We start from the raw sequence: 21,240 nt of genomic DNA on the forward strand, positions 1-21,240 counted from the left end.
ACCTTCTGCCTCCTGCCTTCCTTCCACCAAAGTCTAATTATTCAACCGGACATGATATAAGTCCTGATATTATTTGGTAATATTATTTATGTTGAATTAAGTTAATAATTTATATAATTAATAGTGGCAATAATCAGTACATTTCCCAATATTTTTATCCAAGTTTTTCTAGTCGGAGCATGGTTAGGAATTATTTTAATTTTTGCTGAAGTACTTAACCGTTTTGCCAAAGTAGACCCAGAAATATCACGAAAAGTAGTTCATATTGGCACAGGTAATGTAATTCTATTAGCTTGGTGGTTACAAATTCCGGCATGGGTAGGTATTATGGCTGGAATTCTCTCAGCAGCGATCGCTTTAATTTCCTACCGACTTCCCATTCTTCCAAGTGTTAATAGTGTGGGGCGCAAAAGTTTAGGCACATTTTTCTATGCAGTTAGTATTGGCATTCTTATCGGTTGTTTTTGGTTTCTTGAACAACCTCAATATGCAGCTCTGGGTATTTTAATTATGGCTTGGGGCGATGGTTTAGCTGCTGTTATTGGTCAAAATTTTGGCAAACATCCTTATCAAGTTTGGGGAATGAAGAAAAGTTGGGAGGGTTCCCTAACTATGTGTTTGGTTAGTTATGCTATTTGTAGTTTGATTCTTTTGGCAGTACAAGGCAATATTTGGCAAACTTGGGTCGTTGCTATTCCTGTGGCACTAGCTGCTACTGGTTTGGAGACCTTATCAAAAATTGGTATTGATAATTTAACTGTGCCACTGGGTAGTGCTGCTCTATGCTTTTTGCTAAATCTATTTTTATAGAGGTAGGCAACAGAAAAAATAACTTAGTAATAGGTATATAAATAATATAATATATTAATATTTTATATATCCTTTTTTAAGCTTTTAACTCAGATTCTGCACCTCAATTTTTCACAGAAAAAGTATCACAAACATCAGTGGTTTGCTCAGTATTTATATTCTATAAATGATGATAATTTAACTGAGACAAAAGCCAAATTAAATTGAATAAATTAAGCATAAATACTTGATGCAGTCAGATAATTAGCCAGCATCATTCCCTACTGACTAATGCATGTCGCCAATCCGACGGCTCTCCTAAATGACTACTGACTACTTGCCCTTTATATTATGCTTTGAAGTGCCGAATGTAGGTTTTAAACTACTTATATCAAGTCTCATTGAACAAGCATAATAAACTTGGCGTTGCACAGCGACGAATGATTTGAGATTTTTGATTGAATTGGATTGTGGATTAATCAATTGCTAGAATGATTAATTAATGGTTATTTTTAGTCAGAGTCTAAACTAATTTTTGCCAATATCATTCCAGAATGTGCAACCCCATAAACTTTGCTTCTGGTAAAGCTATAGGGACTAACCATGATTAGTCCCTACATTATGGTTAATTAATTTGACTTGATATTATCTTTTCCCTTATAGGTTTAATACCCACGTGCGTCATAAGCGGTGTCTAAAATTGATTAGAGATCGACAGAGAGGAGCGTCAACTCTTCAGTATCCCGATTCACTGTTTCGGTCTTTTAGTCCTTCCTTCCTCAATAGTTCTGACAAAACTTATTTTTTTCTACTAAGCTAACAATTTTACTGAACCTTTTGTATTACTCTGCCCAATTAGGTCCGTGATAAGGGTCTCCTTCAAAAGGATTTACACCAATCATTGGATACATATCATCGCTAGGACCAAAAATGCGGCTAATTGCTTCTGATATATAAACAACAGCCTCTTCAATAGATTGGAAAATATTCATAATTTTTACCTCTTTTTTGTCAATAAAACTTTTATTTCCTTACACTTTTATTCTAGCTGCTTATTCTCTGACTTGATGATAGTTGTAATATTTGTTTGGAGGTTGTATTCTTTCGTAACTACTGACTATAGGGATCGACATAAAATGTGAATAATTATAGTTTTATCTTTACAAGAATTTACTTTGAGCTGATACTTTTCTAGGTTAAAACTCACAGGATTATCTATTCTATAATTTAAACTGTAGTATAACATCTTGATGCCAAAAGTATTAAATGCAAGGCTGATTATAATTAAAGCTACTATATTTATCGCCAATAAATTTTGGGATAGAGCCTTATCTGGCTAGAAATAACTTTAGAAGTCAAAGAAGCATAAGAGTTACTAATAGTTTTATGGAGAATTATCAAAATCACCTGGACAGATATAGTAATTTTTACTATAATTAACATAAAGAGCTTAGTTAGGAAGTTGTCCAATGACACAAGAAGATCGAGAACTTTCTCTCTCGCCAGAAGATTACAGTTTGTTAACAGACCTCTACCAACTAACAATGGCAGCTTGTTATATTGGGGAAGAAATAGACCAACGGCAAGCTAATTTTGAAGTATTTGTGCGAAGACTCCCGGTCGGTTTTGGCTATCTCATTGCCATGGGTTTAGCACAAGTATTAGACTATTTAGAAAAATTTCGATTTGACCACGCACAAATTGAGGCTTTACAGTCAACTGGGATATTTGCTAATGTTCCTAATAAATTTTGGTCGGTTTTGGCAGAGACTAAATTTACTGGAGATGTATGGGCAGTACCAGAAGGAACAGCTATATTTCCGAACCAACCTCTATTGCGGATAGAAGCTCCACTTTGGCAAGGACAGTTAGTGGAAACATATCTATTGAATACTCTCAACTACCAAACTTTAATTGCCACAAAAGCAGCTAGAATGCGGGATATTGCAGGCCATGATGCAAAGTTATTTGAATTTGGCACTAGACGTGCATTTAGTCCCCAAGCTAGTGTTTGGGCGGCTCGTGCTGCTTTAGCAGGTGGAATGGATGCTACTTCTAATGTTTTGGCAGCTTTGAAACTGGGTAGGAAACCAGTAGGTACAATGGCTCATGCTTTGGTGATGGCAATATCTGCCGTTGAAGGCACGGAGGAGGATGCTTTTCATGCTTTTCAACGATATTTTCCTGAAGCACCCCTATTGATAGATACTTACGATACGTCGGCAGCTACTCACCTATTAGCACAACGAGTCAAGCAGGATGATATGCAGGTGAGTGGGGTAAGGTTAGATTCAGGAAATTTAGTCCAATTATCCCAGGAGGTACGATCGCTACTACCAGAAGTGACAATTTTTGCTAGTGGAGATATAGATGAGTGGGAAATAGCTAGACTTCAGCGGGAGAATGCTTGTATAGATGGGTATGGTATTGGTACTAAGTTGGTAACTGGTGCCCCTGTCAATGGAGTTTATAAATTGGTAGAAATAGACGGCATTCCGGTGATGAAAAATTCTACGGGGAAAGTGAGTTATCCTGGTCGAAAACAAATATATAGATATCTGGAAAATGGTCAGTTAAAACAGGATTATTTGGGATTAATGGATGAAGATGTATCGAATCAAACAGAACATCAGACTGATTCTTTTATAAAATTAATGTCACAAGTAGTTAAAAATGGGAAAATAGTGCAAAAATCGGAAAATCTAGAAGCGATCGCTAAACGTACTGCTGCTTCTGTTGCTAGTTTGCCTCCAGAAATTCGTAGTCTAGAAAATCCTAATTTGTTACCAATGAAAATTTCTGATAACTTACAAGAAATTACACAAAAAACTCGGCGTTGCTGAAGAGCGTGTATAACATTAATCTTAATTATTTAGGAGTCAGTCCTCAGTCCTCAGTCCTCAGGAGGAAAGAAAGAAGAAGTAAAGAGTAGTAGAAGGAGAAAGTTTTTTTGTTTAGCTGGCGCACAACGCACGTTAACGGTATGCGACAGGTCAAGCGCAGCATTCCGCATCGAAAACATGGAGTGTGGAACGGAGTTCTATTCCGCTCTTATCCAGACATAATATTATAACCTCAAATCACCAACGCCAAAAACTCAAGCTAATATCATGTCCGGTAGCATCGGTATTATAAGCGCGAAAGTAAGGAAGAAGGAAGAGGGAAGAGGGAAGAAGGCTTAAAAGCTTGAAAAAACTTAAATTTCCTGTAGATATTCACCCTTGGTTTTACACAAACAATAAAGTGCGGACATGATATAAAATACTTAAAAAATAAATATTAAGAGAAAATGAGGAAAATGTTCTATTGAAGCGATATACCAAATTTCTGCTCCGTTTCCAGTGTTCGAGCTTGAATTTATACCTACCACCTAAGAACTTTACGACTGCTAATTAAACAAACATGATATTAAAAATAATCACTAACTACTAAATATCTCCAAAAATAAAAAATAAAATCAATTATTATCCATAAATTATCAATTATTTCCCCGACTCCCGACTCCCGACTCCCTCTTTAATATCTAATGAAAAGCACTGTAAAACAATTTAACTTCAATTGAGATCAAACTATGAATAATTCCCAAGTATTATCAGGTTTAATGGGCGTGTGTATTGGAGATGCTTTAGGCGTACCTGTCGAATTTTCCAGTCGCAACGAAAGAACAATTAAACCTGTCACAGAAATGATTGGTTATGGCGCACATAATCAACCACCAGGCACCTGGTCAGATGATAGTTCAATGACATTATGTTTAGCTGAATGTCTGTGTGAAGGGTTTGATTTAGAAGCGATCGCCCACTCTTTTTATCGGTGGCGTTATGAAGATTATTGGACTCCTCATGGTAAAGTTTTTGATATTGGAGGTACCACTGCTGCAGCTATTTCTCGGATTAAAAAAGGTGTCTCAGCAATAGAAGCTGGAGGTAAAGAAGATAGGAATAATGGCAATGGTTCGTTAATGAGAATTTTACCCCTAGCTTATTACTATAAAAACGTTGAATTTCCAGATTTAATTCAGCAAGTCCATGATTGTTCTTGTATAACTCATGGTCATTTAAGGTCACAAATGGCTTGTGGTATTTATATCAGTATAGCTATTTATTTATTACAAGGTTTAGAAGTAAAGAAAGCATATTTACAAGGAATTGAAAATATTCAACAAGTATATTCACAAGAAAAGTATGCAGGAGAGATATCTCGTTTCCGAAAAGTATTGGATGGAGAAATTGAATCTCTACCTGTAACCAGAATTCATGCGGGTGGTTATGTATTAGATACATTAGAAGCTTCTTTATGGTGTTTATTAACTACAAATTCTTTTGCCGAAGCTGTTTTAAAAGCAGTAAATTTAGGGGAAGATACAGATACAACTGGAGCCGTAACAGGAGGTTTAGCAGGAATTTATTATGGTATAGAAAATATGCCAAATGAGTGGATAGAAGTTATTGCTAGAAAAGATAATATAGTCAACTTAGCTACTCGTTTAGAAACTGCTATAGCCATCAGGAATCAGATGTGAGAATTGAGGTGTTAAGATATAGCAGTTATCTGATTCATATATATTCTTTTCTTCCCTCTATACCTATTCCCTAAAATAGCTGTTCTAAAAGCAGTAAATTTAGGAGAAGATACAGATACAACCGGAGCCTTCATTCATTGATAATGGATAATGGAAATTACCTCTGGTTAAAACCGTTCTTGATTTAATATAAGGAAATATTCTAGCACTTTTTTTCCCTTGAAAGAGGAGGCTAATAAAGCTGAATAATTAATAATTAATAATTATTAATTATTAATTATTCGGTGACAGGAGATTGAGCAGGAATTTATTATGGTATAGAAAATATGCCAAATGAGTGGATAGAAATTATTGCTAGAAAAGATGATATAGTAAATTTATCGACTCGTTTAGAAACTGCTATAGCCATCAGGAATCAGATGTGAGAATTGAGGTGTTCCTTGAAAGTATAGAATATAGCAGTTATCTTATTTATATATATTAGTCTATTCCCTATTCCCTGTTCCCTATTACCTAAAACAAAAGTATCCAATATCTCACAACTAAAATCATATTGCTATATATTAGAAAAATGTCCGACTTAGGAACTTATATAAAATCAAAAAAAATGACTCAAATTGCTTTATTCGGTACAAGTGCCGATCCACCAACATCCGGACATGAAACAATTATTAAATGGCTCTCTCAAAACTTCGATCAAGTAATAGTTTGGGCATCAGATAATCCCTTTAAATCACATAAAATACCCCTCAAACAACGTTCGGCAATGTTATCAATTTTGATTGAAAATATTGACTCTAATAAAAACAATATTTCTCTCAATTCAGAATTAAGTAGTCGTCGTACTATAGAAACCGTTGAACGTGCTAGAAAAAAATGGCATAATGCTGAATTTACTTTAGTAGTAGGTTCAGATTTAGTCAAACAATTACCAAGTTGGTATAAAATAGAAGAACTTTTGCAGAAAGTAGGATTATTAGTTGTACCTCGAAAAGGTATTACAATAGAAGAGGCAGATTTGCAAAAGTTAAGAGAACTAAATACAGGAGTAAAAATAGCTTCTTTAGAAGTTCCTAATGTTTCCTCATCCGCATATCGAGAGCAAGGAGACCCAGCAATTATTACGCCTCCCATTAAAGATTATATATATCGGGAGCAGTTATACAAATGCCAGGACGCGACTATAGAAAAAGTGTAAATAATAAAGCAGATTTTAAAGTAGGAGTAGATAACGTAATTTTTTCTGTCGATGCTCAACAAAACCGCTTATTGGTTTTATTAGTAATGCGGCAAAAGGAACCATTTATTAATTACTGGAGTTTGCCAGGTACATTAGTAATACAAGGAGAATCTCTAGAAGCAGCAGCTTACAGAATTTTAGCGGAAAAAATTAAGGTAAAAAATCTATATTTAGAGCAATTATATAGTTTTGGCGGTCCTGGTCGCGACCCCAGAGAATCTATTTATAATTGTCGATATTTATCAGTCAGTTATTTTGCCCTAGTGAGATTTGAAGAAGCAGAATTAATTGCCGATGGAGTAACAGGTATTGCTTGGTATCCTATTGAACAAATTCCTCAGTTAGCATTTGACCATAAAAAAATTATTGAGTATGGATATTCTAGATTACGCAATAAAATTGAATATAGTCCTATTGCTTTTGATGTTTTACCAGAGCAGTTTACTTTAGGGGAATTGTATCAACTTTATACAACTATTTTAGGAGACAATTTTTCAGATTATTCTAATTTTCGTGCCAGACTATTAAAGTTAGGTTTCTTATCTGATACTGGAGTAAAAACATCTCGGGGAGCAGGTAGACCAGCTAGTCTTTATCGGTTTAATTCTGAGGCATTCGCGTTAATCAAAGATAAACCTTTAATATTTATTTGATAGAGGTATGAAATTCAGAAAAAATTGATACCCCGAAGCAATCTCTTCAACTGTAGGGTATCTATGAGATTGCTTCAGGAATTTCTTTTACATTCCTTTCTATTTATAATTTTTGCGCTGATATTAATGTACTCAACAATTTCCTGGTTGCGAAGTTGAGCGATCGCTAAATCAAGTGGATGATCTTGTAGCTTTAAGATGTTTCCATAGAGGTTAATAGTGTAATTTTCTAGTTCATTTACTTCTTCTCTTTTTGTCAAATATTGCCATTGTTCGTTGGATTTGAGTTTTAAGTAACCATTAAGAAATATTCTAGCATCTGGGTAGTCTTTTTGTAGCTCTTTTAGAACATCATTTATATCCTTTTTACTCTCAAATATTATCTTTTTATCCTCAGTAGTGGTGCAATTATATACTATCTTTCTTCCCCAAATTTATCCTCCGTATATCCACCCAATAGCAACCATTACTGCCAAAATTTCTGTAGTTAAGATACCGGTTACAACTTACTAAAAAAGGCCGAACTTCAATACTCACAGTTATAATTTAATAATTTGAGATTTTACATTGATAACAACCAACTCTTTCCCGCAATCAGCTTAGGGAAGATACCTCAACTATTAACTTAGGCGTTGGTGAATTACTGTATGATATTAATTTTAATTACTTAGGAGTCAGGAGTCAGAAGTCAGGAGAAAGAAAAGTGATTTTCAGTCAATTAAGTAAAGACAATATCTAATCTTTCCATTCAAGTAATTACTCTTAATTTACCTAAATTACTGATTTAATACCTCAAATAACCAACGCCAAAAAATGATAACCCTGTAGGAAGGTTGCATGCAACCTTCCTACCATTTGTAAAAAACATTTATAAAATTGGTATAATGAATCAAAAAAGTCTGACTTTAACCGGATTATTTTTAACAACCTTCCTCCTAATAACAATAAACTTATTTTCTGCCGAGGATGCCGAAAGTAAATCACAAAACCCTCTATCTCTTGGTTTCCAAACAATTAGTAATTCTCAGGGAACAACTCTCTATCAAAAAGATTTAGATTATGTACAAGTTGTTGATTTAACTCAAGGTGCAAAAATTAATTTTATCTATGGAAATATCACAGACTTAGGTACTAAAAAAGGAGCTTATGGCGGTAACGATCCACAATTTGAACGTCAGACAATATCACAAGTATGGTCTGATTTATCCTCCGTAAAACCTAATTTATTTTGCATCACTAACGGTCAATTTTTTAGAAACGATAAAAACTCCTCTACAGGGTTAGCATTTCCTGTAAAGTCAGATGGAATTATAGTTAGTGATGGTTATGCAGGAGAAATAGAATTTCCCGATGAAAAGTTAATGCTAGAAGTCTGGAATGATAGAGCATTAATTACTAAATTTCAGCCAAATAATCTCCAATTATCAACAGCACCTAATCTTATTGTTGGTTTACAGGAAAACGCTGATAAAGGAGTCAAAGATAAAACAGGTAGAACATTTATTGGAGTCAAAGATAAAGATGGCGATCGCCTCAATGAAACAATTTTAATTTTTACTTCTAAACAAGCAACTCAACCCCATGCTGCTAATGTTTTGAAAAGTTTCGGGACCACTCAAGTAATAATGTTAGATGGTGGAGGTTCTACACAATTAATTTGTCAGGGGAATAATTATATAACTTCACCAAGAACCATACCTCAAATGATTGTTATATTAGGGTAGTTTTATGAATACTTGGTAAAGTTATTGATACTTTTTAGGTGTTTATTTAAAAATTTGCTGTTGGAGTAATTTTTCTAATTTGTAGCGACATATAGAAAAGTTTGGATAAAGTTCAATAGCTTTTTGATAAGAAGCGATCGCCTCTTCTAACTTCCCTTGTTTTTCTAAAATAGTGGCTAAATGATAGTACGACCAAGAAAAATCAGGGTTAATTTCTATTGTTTTACGATAAGCGGTGACAGCTTGGTCATCTTTGTTTTGTTCTCGGAAAATATTACCTAATTTATAATAAGACCAAGAGTGCTTCGGATTAATTTCTATTACTTTTTGATATGTAGTAAGAGCTGAATTAAATTCTCTTTGTTTATAAAATTCTTCAGCTATTTGAAAATAATACTCATAGTCATCAATATTTTTTCTGATGGTTGGTGCTATCTCTTTTTTTATTGTATTGTCTCCTCCTTGAAAATATAAGTCAACAAAACTATTAATTTCTTCTACTAATTTTTTATCTGACTCACTGAAACTTATTTCTGCTCCCCTACCAGATACACCAATGTTGTATTGCCCAATCTTGCTTTTGTCACTTATGAATCCATCAACTATTGTGTCAATAGAATTAGGTTCTAAATTTAATTGCAGAAATTCATTAATATCCCGTGCAACATTAAAAGGTATTTTTTCTACTTCTTGATAAGAAACATATAGCAATGATTCCGATTTTTTATCCAGCCAAGTTTTGGCTTTTCTGATAAAATCTGGAATAAGAACCTTAGCATCGTCAATGCTTTTTATTTTAGCAAATCCTTTGTGCCGCTCTGACTTCTTTTTTAAGCGTTCTTTCTCTCCCACATCTTTGAGAGAAACAATGATATCGTAAGGATTTCTGTAATTTACAATAGCTAGAGCATTACCCGATTCTAGAACAGACTCAACTGGTTTTGATAAAGGAGAATGAGTTTTGATAACTAACACTTTATCACTAGGTACTATGTCTACTAAATCATAGATGGCTTGATCGAGTTTTTCTATAAAGCGTGTATTTTTATAAAAATGCCTTTTAGTTTTTTCTGGTAAAGATTTGTATACCTTACTCTGACTATATTTACAATCAACCAATGCAGATGCTAGCTGAAAAGTGAAAGTGCTAGCTGATTTAGGCATTCCGTAACAAATAATAATCATATCAGTGTGAATCGTCTGACCTGTTATTATGAATTGAACTCTCCCGCTCCGGGCCCGGTGGTGCATGATATCCGAAGGGGGGCGGGTTTAGCCAAATTTCGATAAATGTACCTAAAACCCATTAAAAACCCGCCCCTACAATTTGGGAAATAAATTAAACACCGACGTAGGGGCGGGTTTCAGCAAAAATCTTGATACATAGATATTAATAGGACTTACACACCTCAACGTATTTCCGTCATTGCGACCGATAGGGAAGCAATCTCAAGTCCTAGTTTTTCGTACCTAGTGCGTAAGTCCTGATTAATTTATCTAAACCCACCCCGCCCCCGCATGATATTACTCCTTAAAATACCAGTCCTCACCACCAGGCAATTTATAAAACTCATCATCAAGCACATCTCGCAAATCTTCTCTCGCATAGTTGTATCAGGACTTACGCAAAGGTACTATATATAGGTCTTTGGTGTGTTACGCTAGCGCTAACACACTCTACTAGCGCGTCAAGCTTGAAATAGTGTTTTAGGAAAATTCTCCAAACCTTAGTCAGAGCAAGAATTATACTCAAAAATTTAATACACCATTTTCAGCTTGACACAACACTACCAATAGCGTTCATGGGTAAGTCCTAATATATCTATATTCTAGTGCTAATTTTTGAGTATCACAGAGCCTGTAAATATTTTTTACAACGGTTTTCATTATGATCAATGCTTTTAGATTTAATCAGCAGAGTAATAATTAGACATTTCCGGACAAGAGGGAAGTAGGGATGTTGTATGCAACATCCTTATGTACAGAGTAGGGACCAAAAATTTAGGAGCGTTCCATAGAACACCCCTACATAATATTTTGCTGAAATTTATGCTAGCTGAAAGCTGATAACTAACTGCTAAAAGCTAGTTAATGACCAATCCCTACATATTGAAAACCAGCAGCTTCCAACTCTTTACGATCGCAGAAATTACGTCCATCAACAAATAAATTCTGCTCCATGGACTTCAACATCTTAGCATAATCTAATTTCTCAAACTGTTTCCAGTCAGTCACCAAAACTAAAGCATCACAACCATCAGCAAGTCTTTCTGCATCTGTTTCCACTACTACTCCAGTCAAACCATGACGCATACCAGACTGAGAAAGAATCGGATCGTAAGCCTTCACCTTTGCTCCCAACCTGTTCAACTCTTGAATCAAATCTAGAGAAGGTGCATCCCGCATATCATCAGTATCAGGCTTAAACGTCAAACCCAATAACCCAATAGTCTTACCCTTAAGAATTTTCAGCGCCTGCTGTAACTTATCTATTGCGATCATGCGTTGACGCTTATTCACCTCAATTGCCGATTTCAACAACTGTGCCTCACAACCATAGTCATCAGCAGTATGCACTAAAGCAGAAACATCTTTCGGGAAACAAGAGCCACCCCAACCAATACCAGCTTGTAAAAATTTATTACCAATACGAGAGTCTAAACCAATACCCTTAGACACCTGAGTCACATCTGCTCCAACGCGGTCGCAAATATTAGCAATCTCATTCACAAAACTAATCTTAGTTGCCAAGAAAGAATTAGCAGCATACTTAATCATTTCCGCAGAACTCAAATCTGTTGTTACCACTGGTACTGGTGGGAGTGAGGAGTCGTCAGCAAACTTACGTTCAACCAGAGGAGCATAAAGTTCCAACATCATGTCTAGTGCCTTTTGACTATTACTACCCAATACTATGCGGTCTGGATTAAAAGTATCGAAGATAGCGGAACCTTCGCGCAAGAACTCTGGGTTACTAACCACATCAAATTCAGGTTCAATATCTGTACCGGAGCCACCCTCTTCCTTTTTCCGCTCCTCAACCCCATCTAACACAATTCTTCGTACCCAGTCCCCAGAACCAATAGGTACAGTTGATTTATTCACAATTACCTTATAACCTGTAGTCAAATGAGCGCCTATACCCTTAGCCACTGCCTCAACATAACGAGTATCACTTTCCCCTGTAGGGAGTGGGGGAGTACCAACAGCAATAAATAAGATATCGCCATGATTGACCCCAGCTTTCAAGTCAGATGTAAACTCGAGAGTTCCTGCTTTAGTGCAACCTTGCATCAGTTCAGATAACCCCGGTTCGTAGATTGGAGACTGTCCTGATTTTAATAGTTTAACTTTTTCCTCGTTGTTATCTATGCAAATTACATGATGTCCTGTATGAGATAAACAAACCCCTGTAACTAAGCCAACATAGCCAGTACCAATGACACAAACACGCATCTTTTATATCCTCAAAGTTTTTAACACGAAAAGTTTTAATGGGGATTAAGTTTTTACAATTTGCTTTCCTTTACCCCCGCACCCTTTCAACTTTTTGGCGGTTCATTTTTGAGCCGCTCTCGAAAATCTTCTATTGTCAATTTTAACCCTTCTTGGAGAGGAACACTAGGCTCCCAACCTAAATATTTTTTAGCACGAGTAATATCTGGTTGTCGCTGTTTCGGGTCATCTTGTGGCAGAGGTTTATATGTTATCTCTGCATCTGGGTTAACCATTTGTTGAATTGTTTGAGCTAATTCAAGTATGGTATATTCTCCTGGGTTTCCTATGTTGACTGGTCCAATAAAATCTTGATCCATTAATCGAATAAACCCTTCTACCAAGTCTGACACATAACAGAAACTTCTGGTTTGAGAGCCATCTCCATAAACTGTTAGTGGTGTTCCTTTTAAGGCTTGTGCAATAAAGTTACTCACTACTCGACCGTCATTTTCTAACATTCTTGGCCCATAAGTATTATGAGCAAAAATTCCGTAGCTTCCACCAATAAAATTTTCATAATTTGGTACTGAGAAATCGTACACATAATCATCTATTTCAAATTCCTCAATACTTTCTATTTTTGCCCAGACAATATCACCAGTCCTTTTTGCTGATATTTTCTGCTGAATGTTAGACAAATTCTCAATATTGTTATCTTCTAACCCCTGTACTATTATTTGGTAATTTTGTTCTATTTCTGAGACATTTGCTACTAGCCCAAACTTAGCTAAAATTAATACTAACTTTTCAGCGATCGCCTGACTGCCACTCTTAAATTCAATATTTAAATTTGGTTGATTTTCTACTACATTATTTCCTTCATTCAATCCCTGTAAAAAACTAATTAATTGTTTTTGAGGAAGTTGTAAAACCCAATTAGGAATCTCTTTTTCTTTATTCCCAAAATTCAACCCTTCTCCAATTAGATCGACCAGAATTTTTGACCTAATACTTATAGACCCTTCTATCTTAATTTCACATTGACACTCAAATATTCTTTCTACTACTTCTATTAATTTTGCTAGTTTCTCAGCTCCTCCTTTAAACACCAATTCATTGTCTATGAAACTTCCTTGAGATACATAAAACCCTAATAACCACAAAAATTCTTCTATATTCCCCACCCAATTTTTAATTGCCTTTGAAGATAAATAGCAAATTTTTTCTTTTTTGGATAGAGGAAGTTCTAAATATTCCCATAGATGCAAAGGAATTTTATTTTTTGCTTCGTAGCTTTTCAGTATTGAATAAAGTTGTTCGGGATTAACACCTTTTGCCAATAAATACTCACGAATTTTATCTCCATATTTTTCTATATAGGAGATTGTCTCTTCACTTTCCAGAAATATTTCTTCTTGAATACAAATTTTATCTGTAATGTAGAATGGTTGTAAAGGTTGCTCCAAAAAGCTGATATAATTAGGAACTCCTATTTCATCTCCCACCTTTAGTTCATTTCCGAAAGCTGCTTGAGGTCTATCGTTATTATTCCTAGTAAATAAACTATGGTCTTCAGTAATTTTTATCTGCTTACCCCAGACAGTTTTTATCTGATAACCCTTCTTCTTAACATGATGTTTCCAAATTGCAGAAATTGGTTTAATTACTGTCTTGGAATTTTCATCAAAACAAGGCACCGATACATTAGATATATCTCCATTAATTCTGTCATAACATTCAGCAAAGCTTTCATAATAGAGTTCTTTACCAATGTAATAAAGTACCTTTTGGTCTCCAGTCAAACTGTTAAAAATTCTGACTACTCTAATATCAACATTATTTTGACGATGGTAATCAAATGCCAAAGTTTCTGCTACTCGCTTCCCCTCGTCGTAACACGATCTAATACCAATACAATTAACATTACCTCTATACTCTTCTGTTTGAGGATGTACATCTGGGTCTCCATATACCTCAGATGTGGAAGCCAAAAAGAATCTTGCTTTTACCCTTTTTGCTAACCCCAACATATTCAATGTCCCCATCACATTTGTTTTAATTGTCTTGACAGGGTTGTACTGATAATGTATAGGACTGGCAGGACAAGCTAGATGATAAATTTGATCCGCTTCCAATCTAATAGGTTCAGTAATATCGTGGCGAACTAACTCAAAATAAGGATGATTCAACCACTTTAAAATATTGCGCTTAGTTCCTGTGTAAAAATTATCAAGACAGATGACTTCATGGCCTTTTTCCATTAATCTATCGATGAGATGAGAACCAAGAAAACCCGCACCACCTGTTACTAATATTCTCATTGTTTCCACTATCAAGGACTGTAATTTGCTGTGGTTTGCAACAAATAATTGAATAACCACATCAAATCTGATCATACACTAACAAAGTATGCGCCTGAAACATATTAGCACAGAAAGTGTATCGAATCTCTAAAAAACAACTTAGTTAAGGTATTAATCTAATCGCAGCACTGCCATAAAAGCTTCTTGTGGCACATCAACTGTACCTAATGACTTCATTCGTTTTTTACCTTTTGCCTGTTTTTGCAGTAATTTTTTCTTACGGCTAATATCCCCACCATAACATTTAGCTAAAACATCTTTCCGTAAAGCAGGAATATGTTCACTAGCAATAACTTTAGAACCAATAGATGCTTGAATTGGTACTTTAAATTGATGGCGAGGAATTAATTCTTTAAGTTTTTCTGTCAAAGCACGACCTACTCCATAAGCTTTATCGCGATGTACAATTACAGCTAAAGCATCTACTGGTTCAGCGTTAATCATAATATCTAGCTTCACCAGAGGATTTTCACGATACCCTATGAGTTGATATTCCATACTTGCATAACCACGAGACCGAGATTTCATTTGGTCAAAAAAGTCTGTTACTACTTCTGCCAAAGGAATTTCATATACTAAAGTTGTTCTACCCTTAGTTAGATACTTCATATCCTTAAATATCCCACGTCGTGATTGACCCAACTCCATTAATGTCCCTACATATTCTTCTGGAGTAATCATTTCTACCTGGACATAAGGTTCTTCCATTTTTTCTCGGTGATTAGGGTCTGGTAGTAAATTTGGATTATCAATCAGAATAACTTCTTCTTTATTAGTGGTTACTCGATAAACTACTGATGGAGAAGTAACAATTAAATCTAGATTATATTCTCGCTCTAACCTTTCCTGGACAATTTCCATATGCAGCAACCCTAAAAAACCACACCGAAACCCAAAACCCATTGCGCTTGATGTTTCTGCTTCATAAGATAGAGCTGCATCATTGAGTTTGAGTCGGTCTAGAGCTTCTCGTAAATCTGGAAACTGGTCGGCATCGGTGGGAAATAAGCCACAAAATACCATAGGTTTAGCTTCTGTATAACCAGGCAAAGGGGCCTCTGCTTGTTTTTTGGCTAGAGTAATTGTATCTCCCACCCTGGCATCTTCCACTGCTTTGATGGCCGCTCCTAAATAACCTACTTCTCCTGCGTGAAGCTCTTTTACTGGTTTTTGGGTAGGGGAGAGAACTCCCAGTTCATCTATTTCATACTCTTTTCCTGATGCTATGAGTCGGATACGATCGCCTTTAGCAATAGTCCCATCCATGACCCGGAAATATACAATTACCCCTCGATATGGGTCATAATAACTATCAAAGATGAGAGCGCGTAATTTTTCATCAATAGTATCTTGTGGTGGTGGTACTAATTTAACAATTGATGCGAGAATTTCCGGAATTCCAATTCCTTCTTTGGCAGATGCTAAAATTGCCCCCGAACAGTCTAGGCCAATTATTTCTTCTATCTCTTGTTTTACTCTATCTGGTTCTGCTCCTGGAAGGTCAATTTTATTTAAGACCGGAATAATTTCTAGGTTATGCTCCAAAGCTAGGTAGACATTAGCTAAAGTCTGAGCTTCTACTCCTTGGGAAGCATCTACTACTAGTAAAGCACCTTCACAAGCCGCCAGAGAGCGCGACACCTCATAAGAAAAGTCTACATGGCCAGGGGTATCTATAAGATTTAATACATATTCTTCTCCATTTTCAGCATGATAATTCATTCGGGCAGCTTGCAGCTTGATTGTGATACCACGCTCCCTTTCTAAGTCCATTGTGTCTAGAAATTGCTCTTTCATTTCACGGTCTTCCACAGTGCCAGTTGCTTGTAGGAGGCGATCGGCTAAAGTTGATTTTCCATGATCTATATGGGCAATGATTGAAAAGTTACGAATGTGAGATACAGGAACTTTTGTCATACTTTCTTTTGTTAATAATTTGAAATGCCTTATTTTTGTTATGGTCTTGGCACAATTAATTCAATCTATCTATAATTCTTAACATATTTTAATTCTGAAGATTTTTGAGCTTTAGTCTGACTTAATTTAGGTTCTGGTCTAAATTGTTTCCTGGTTAAAAAAGAAATTTCTATGATTACTCTTGACTACTATGGGGACTACAGTTAAAGAGATTCTATGGGAACGGCTGTTTTCGCTTCACAGAGCTTCCGCTCAAAGCTAGCGCACAATGCTGGTTAATGGCTGTCGCCGATATATTTGTATTTGTGTAACATTCCGCACCGAAAACGCCCCTACCATAGGTATAACTTTCCTCTATATTCTATTTTTATGCTATAATTAAAGCCTGGAGCAATTGCTAGTGCCTGTTTTCTACACCTACAACCTATCACTAAAGAAACCGTAGCGACGATCAAATTCCAGATTCTTCACTAATTGAGAACTTCTCTTTTGAGGTCGATATGTAAAAATTAATACACATTATGAATTGTGTTTATGACTATAAAAATTTTTCTATTCCTTGAAATACTACTTTGTGTTAAAGTGAAATTTGTTGAAATATATAGACATGAGGGAAAATACAAGAAACTGACAACCTGCCGAAATTAATACTATGTCTGTGGTAGGCCAAACACAGTAAAAAACATCTGAATAAATTAATTTTTCCAAAGACCCAAAATCCATATTTAGATTAAAAAAATAGTAGCGGAGGACATCAGTCAACTAAGGCCAGTCAACTCAATGACTGTGGACATAACCATCTTTGATTATCTGTTACGATAGATACAGATAGTTGTTAAGTGCACTGGATAAACCAGTAATCTCTATCGGTGAGCTTGAGAAAATTAACTCATTTCATGGAGTGGAATATGTCAACATAATATAAAGTAGCTTTTCTAGATTTTAAGATTGTCTTGCTATGAATCAGCCTGAAGTTAATCAGTCGAAATTACCAGAAAAAGTAGAATTATCTATAAACATAGATTCTAGATTATTAGACCAAGTTCAACATTTGACAAATGACCCGAGTAAGGTCATTGAAAGTGCCCTTCGTCAGTGGTTAAGAGGAGGACTTCCAGAAGATGAGTTAGCCCTGACACTGCAAAGAAATCCTCCTATCCCACCAAGAGGGGAATGGAACGATTAAAATACTATTTACTTCAGATTATGTGAAAGGTTTATAGAAGTTAATTATAGATTTTATTTAAGATTATCAATTATTCAAACTTTTGATTAATTAAATGAAACTTAAAGATAATTTTTGATAAATCAAAATATATCCTGTATCTCACCAACCAACTATGAGTTGTTAAGGACAATTGAGATCAGTGAGTTAGTAAATAGTTATTGACAAAAATTAATTGAGTTTGGAAACTACAAACAACAAAAATTAAAGAATGTCAAAATACACTCCTTTGGGTGTGAGTTATTATTCTTTGCTTGGACTCCATCCAAAAGCATCTAATCAGGAAATTAGAAGAGCATATCGAGAACTAAGTAAGCGCTATCATCCAGATACTACAGATATGCCGAAGGCGATCGCTACTGTAAAATTCCAGCAAATTAATGAAGCTTATGCTACTCTCGTGAACTCAGAAAAAAGATTAGAGTACGACCAAAAAATTAGGCGCTTATATGTAGATGATTTGAGTCAAAGAGTTAATTTTAATTATAGAAATTCCTCTGCCTACTTAGACCCTCAAGACAGACCATTATCTGCTGGTGAATTATTTGCTTTATTGATTATAGGTATAACTTTAATTAGTTGTTTGTTGATAGCTATTACTATTGGCCTCATACGTCCAGAGGTAACTATCCAACCTATTGAACCACCAGGAAATCAATTCATAGAAATCAAACACTCATTATAGCTTTATTGATTTGATCAAAATAGTTATATATAAATATTTAAGATTTGATTAATTTCTATGATATTTTTTAAAAAATTATTGGAAAAAGTAAATATATTATATGTTCTAGAATTGACGCAACTGAATTACTGGAAGTCTTTGTAAGTTATTAAAATTATTATTAAGTCTAGATATTTTTTGTTTGTAGATACAAAAAAATGGATACTCCCAAACCAGACACTCCTTTATATAACCACCCTCTGCCCAAAATTGAAGAATGGCTCCAAGAAAATGGTTGCCAACAAAATTCTGAAAAATTACATTGTTGGTGGGTTGAAAAACCTACCTGGAAAGCAGAATTATCACTTGATATCGATCAACTTACGGTGCGGTATGTAGACGCTAGTGATAATGGTGATGATATTCAACGCTCCTTTAAATATTCTTTGAGTCGTCAAGACCTTGAAGAAGCAATTTTTTGTGGGCCTTAGTTAAAGATAACTCCAGCCAACAAAATTGAACTTACGAATCAAAAATATTAGCTTTCTGTATTGCGTAAATAGATTATCGTATCATATTTTACCAAATCTGCGTTGACGTTTTTGATAAGCAAATAAGGCACGATGAAATTCAGAGCGGTTAAAGTCAGGCCAAAATGTTTCTGTAACATAGATTTCCGAATAAGCCATTTGCCATAATAAAAAATTACTAATTCTCATTTCCCCACTGGTACGAATTAATAAATCTGGATGAGAAATTCCAGCAGTATAAAGATATTGCTCAAATAACCCTTCATTAATTTCTTCTGGTTTGAGTAAACCTTTTTGTACCTGAGAGGCGATCGCTTGACAAGCATGTACAATTTCCTGACGTCCTCCATAATTAGTAGCTACAGTAAACTTAATCCCCTGATTTTGCTGAGTCATTTCCATTGAATGTTTAATCTCAGCTTGTAAAGATAGAGGTAAAGAACTTAGATTACCAACAAATCTAATTTGAACATCTTCTGCCACCATCTCCTGTAGCTCTTGACGTAAAATTCTTTCAAATAAACTCATCAGAAAATTAACTTCCTCTAGTGGCCTGCCCCAATTTTCACTAGAGAATGCGTAAGCAGTTAATGCTTCTATACCCCAATCTTTACTACACTGTAATAAGGCTTTCAGCGCTTCCACCCCACGCCTATGACCCATAATTCTAGGTAAACCCCTGCGTCCTGCCCAGCGGCCATTACCATCCATAATTACAGCTACGTGGCGAGGCAACTTTTCTGGTTCTAGGTCAACAGGTAAATCTTGTAAGCAAGTTCCTTGATTCATCTTTTCTTTCGAGGAGCTGGTGGACTTTGACGAAGCATACATGACATTAATCTCGATCCTTTTGTTCCTATTTGAACTCCAAGATTAAGTATGGTGAATGGTTTTGTATTTTTTTCACTACCTGATAGAAATAGGCGTTGTTCTAATAATTCCTTAAGTTTATTACTGGTTAAGGGTCGATTTAAAGTCCCTTTTTCAGCCAGAGATATAGAACCAGTTTCTTCAGACACCACTACGCAGAGGCACTTTTCTACTTGTTCTGTAATTCCCATAGCTGCTCTATGACGAGTCCCTAATTGCCTGGAAGCTATTCTTTCAGACAATGGTAGAATCACACCAGCTGATATAACTTTATGTTCTCTAATTAGGACTGCGCCATCATGTAATAAAGTTTTTGGCTGAAATATGGTCTGTAATAGTTCCTTAGAAAGTTCAGCATTTAACTTCACACCAGGCACAGAAAAATCCCTCTCATCTATAGGCCCATCTGTTTCTATGATTAACAAAGCGCCTATACGATTTTGAGACAGTTGTTTGATTGATTCTACTATTTCATCAATAATGCTATCTGATTCAGGTAAAACTCTACGATTATGTCCAAACATTTGCAGAATTTCTCCCTGTCCCAACTGCTCAAGAAACCTACGGAATTCTGATTGTAATATTACTGCCATGGAAACAGCAGAACCTATGACTAAACTGTTGAGGGCAAAACTTAAAAGCTTTAATCCAGCCCAATGACTTAAGGCCGAAGCCAACATTAAGACTATAAACCCTCTTACCATCCATAGTGTACGACGTTCCCCTATGATGACAAGCACCATATATATCAAGGCTAGAACCAGTCCGATATCAATACTATGTACTAATAAGGACTTCATCAAGCCTGGGTCATTACTAAGACCCGATTTCATTGAACTTTAATTATTAATCTAACGTCAACTTTTGATGTTTTTTTATTTAACATTGGTGTCATCACCAGCAAAGAGCATTTATTCTCTTACGTAATGTAAATAATTAATTATCAATATCAATGAACAATAAGTTTGATCATCCACTGTTAATTGGACTTTTTTTAGCATTAGTAGCTTTGCAGAATACATATAGATGCTATACTCTTTTATCTACTATAGTATAAGCATCTTGATGCAAATTCTATTTCACTAACTTATAGTTACATCTGTCTCACCTCCCCTTAGTCTTAACTATTCCTTATAGCATCATTTTTGCTTAGTAACAAATTATGCCAACGCCAGAATTTGCTTTTGAGTTATCAGTAGACATGGAACTTATTGCCAAATTAGGTTAAAAATCAAATTTCTGTATCTATAGTAGTAAGTTATAAGACATACAACAGTTTGATTTTTTCATCTTGCTATTGTTAGC

Annotated in this window: 16 protein-coding genes and 3 pseudogenes; 9 read left to right on the forward strand and 10 right to left on the reverse strand. The window is 35.3% G+C overall.

Annotated features, from left to right (window positions below; all coding sequences use genetic code 11):
• Positions 1–123: 123 nt before the first annotated feature.
• Positions 124–810, forward strand: a complete 687-nt coding sequence (locus F6K27_RS15000; protein ID WP_124145569.1) for a diacylglycerol/polyprenol kinase family protein — start codon at positions 124–126, stop codon at positions 808–810.
• Between the two features lie 821 nt (positions 811–1,631).
• On the opposite strand, the gene F6K27_RS15005 is transcribed toward F6K27_RS15000, so the two are convergent.
• Complete coding sequence (locus tag F6K27_RS15005) at positions 1,632–1,781, reverse strand: hypothetical protein (RefSeq protein ID WP_192901141.1); 150 nt, start codon at positions 1,779–1,781, stop codon at positions 1,632–1,634.
• Between the two features lie 477 nt (positions 1,782–2,258).
• Here F6K27_RS15005 and F6K27_RS15010 point away from each other — a divergent pair, with 477 nt between their 5' ends.
• The 4 genes from F6K27_RS15010 (at position 2,259) to F6K27_RS15025 (ending at position 7,204) form a co-directional block, all read left to right on the forward strand.
• Positions 2,259–3,632: a nicotinate phosphoribosyltransferase gene (locus F6K27_RS15010; RefSeq protein ID WP_124145568.1), complete on the forward strand. Its 1,374-nt coding sequence runs from the start codon at positions 2,259–2,261 to the stop codon at positions 3,630–3,632.
• Positions 3,633–4,360: 728 nt separating this feature from the next.
• Complete coding sequence (locus tag F6K27_RS15015; protein ID WP_124145567.1) at positions 4,361–5,311, forward strand: ADP-ribosylglycohydrolase family protein; 951 nt, start codon at positions 4,361–4,363, stop codon at positions 5,309–5,311.
• Between the two features lie 607 nt (positions 5,312–5,918).
• On the forward strand, positions 5,919–6,509 hold the full coding sequence (locus F6K27_RS15020; protein WP_287276994.1) for a nicotinate-nucleotide adenylyltransferase: 591 nt from the start codon (positions 5,919–5,921) through the stop codon (positions 6,507–6,509).
• On the forward strand, positions 6,479–7,204 hold the full coding sequence (locus tag F6K27_RS15025) for an NUDIX domain-containing protein (RefSeq protein WP_287276996.1): 726 nt from the start codon (positions 6,479–6,481) through the stop codon (positions 7,202–7,204). The genes F6K27_RS15020 and F6K27_RS15025 overlap by 31 nt, the downstream gene beginning before the upstream one ends.
• A gap of 74 nt (positions 7,205–7,278) precedes the next feature.
• Here F6K27_RS15025 and F6K27_RS15030 read toward each other — a convergent pair whose 3' ends face one another.
• Positions 7,279–7,464 carry a hypothetical protein gene (locus F6K27_RS15030; protein WP_287276997.1) on the reverse strand — a complete coding sequence of 62 codons (186 nt, stop codon included), beginning with the start codon at positions 7,462–7,464 and terminating at the stop codon, positions 7,279–7,281.
• Positions 7,465–8,088: 624 nt separating this feature from the next.
• Here F6K27_RS15030 and F6K27_RS15035 point away from each other — a divergent pair.
• Positions 8,089–8,928 carry a phosphodiester glycosidase family protein gene (locus F6K27_RS15035; protein WP_287276999.1) on the forward strand — a complete coding sequence of 280 codons (840 nt, stop codon included), beginning with the start codon at positions 8,089–8,091 and terminating at the stop codon, positions 8,926–8,928.
• Between the two features lie 42 nt (positions 8,929–8,970).
• Here the strand turns inward: F6K27_RS15035 and F6K27_RS15040 are convergent, their stop codons facing one another.
• The 6 genes and pseudogenes from F6K27_RS15040 to lepA all read right to left on the reverse strand — a co-directional run bounded on the left by F6K27_RS15040 (position 8,971) and on the right by lepA (position 16,646).
• Entirely contained in the window at positions 8,971–10,179 is a 1,209-nt protein-coding gene (locus F6K27_RS15040) for a tetratricopeptide repeat protein (protein WP_353735988.1), read from the reverse strand.
• Between the two features lie 837 nt (positions 10,180–11,016).
• Positions 11,017–12,384 carry a UDP-glucose/GDP-mannose dehydrogenase family protein gene (locus F6K27_RS15045; protein WP_287277001.1) on the reverse strand — a complete coding sequence of 456 codons (1,368 nt, stop codon included), beginning with the start codon at positions 12,382–12,384 and terminating at the stop codon, positions 11,017–11,019.
• Between the two features lie 86 nt (positions 12,385–12,470).
• Positions 12,471–12,902 (reverse strand): annotated as a pseudogene (locus F6K27_RS34360) (GDP-mannose 4,6-dehydratase); the annotation flags it as partial.
• A 3-nt stretch (positions 12,903–12,905) separates the two neighbouring features.
• Positions 12,906–14,168: pseudogene (locus tag F6K27_RS15050) on the reverse strand (NAD-dependent dehydratase); the annotation flags it as partial.
• Positions 14,169–14,687, reverse strand: a pseudogene (locus F6K27_RS15055) (GDP-mannose 4,6-dehydratase); the annotation flags it as partial.
• 153 nt (positions 14,688–14,840) lie between these two features.
• Entirely contained in the window at positions 14,841–16,646 is a 1,806-nt protein-coding gene (gene lepA, locus F6K27_RS15060) for a translation elongation factor 4 (RefSeq protein ID WP_124145556.1), read from the reverse strand.
• Between the two features lie 958 nt (positions 16,647–17,604).
• Between lepA and F6K27_RS15065 the strand changes: the two genes are divergently transcribed.
• The 3 genes from F6K27_RS15065 (at position 17,605) to F6K27_RS15075 (ending at position 19,026) form a co-directional block, all read left to right on the forward strand.
• On the forward strand, positions 17,605–17,832 hold the full coding sequence (locus F6K27_RS15065; RefSeq protein ID WP_124145555.1) for a hypothetical protein: 228 nt from the start codon (positions 17,605–17,607) through the stop codon (positions 17,830–17,832).
• Between the two features lie 250 nt (positions 17,833–18,082).
• The gene (locus tag F6K27_RS15070) at positions 18,083–18,556 is read left to right on the forward strand and encodes a J domain-containing protein (protein ID WP_287277002.1); all 474 of its coding nucleotides are present in this window, start codon (positions 18,083–18,085) and stop codon (positions 18,554–18,556) included.
• A gap of 197 nt (positions 18,557–18,753) precedes the next feature.
• Entirely contained in the window at positions 18,754–19,026 is a 273-nt protein-coding gene (locus F6K27_RS15075) for a DUF3143 domain-containing protein (RefSeq protein ID WP_124145553.1), read from the forward strand.
• Positions 19,027–19,107: 81 nt separating this feature from the next.
• On the opposite strand, the gene F6K27_RS15080 is transcribed toward F6K27_RS15075, so the two are convergent.
• The gene (locus F6K27_RS15080) at positions 19,108–19,854 is read right to left on the reverse strand and encodes an isoprenyl transferase (protein ID WP_124145552.1); all 747 of its coding nucleotides are present in this window, start codon (positions 19,852–19,854) and stop codon (positions 19,108–19,110) included.
• On the reverse strand, positions 19,851–20,768 hold the full coding sequence (cdaA, locus tag F6K27_RS15085; RefSeq protein ID WP_124145551.1) for a diadenylate cyclase CdaA: 918 nt from the start codon (positions 20,766–20,768) through the stop codon (positions 19,851–19,853). The genes F6K27_RS15080 and cdaA overlap by 4 nt, the downstream gene beginning before the upstream one ends.
• Between the last annotated feature and the right edge of the window lie 472 nt (positions 20,769–21,240).

Origin of the sequence: Okeania sp. SIO2F5 (genome assembly GCF_010692685.1) — a bacterium.
Taxonomy (GTDB): Bacteria; Cyanobacteriota; Cyanobacteriia; order Cyanobacteriales; family Microcoleaceae; genus Okeania; species Okeania hirsuta.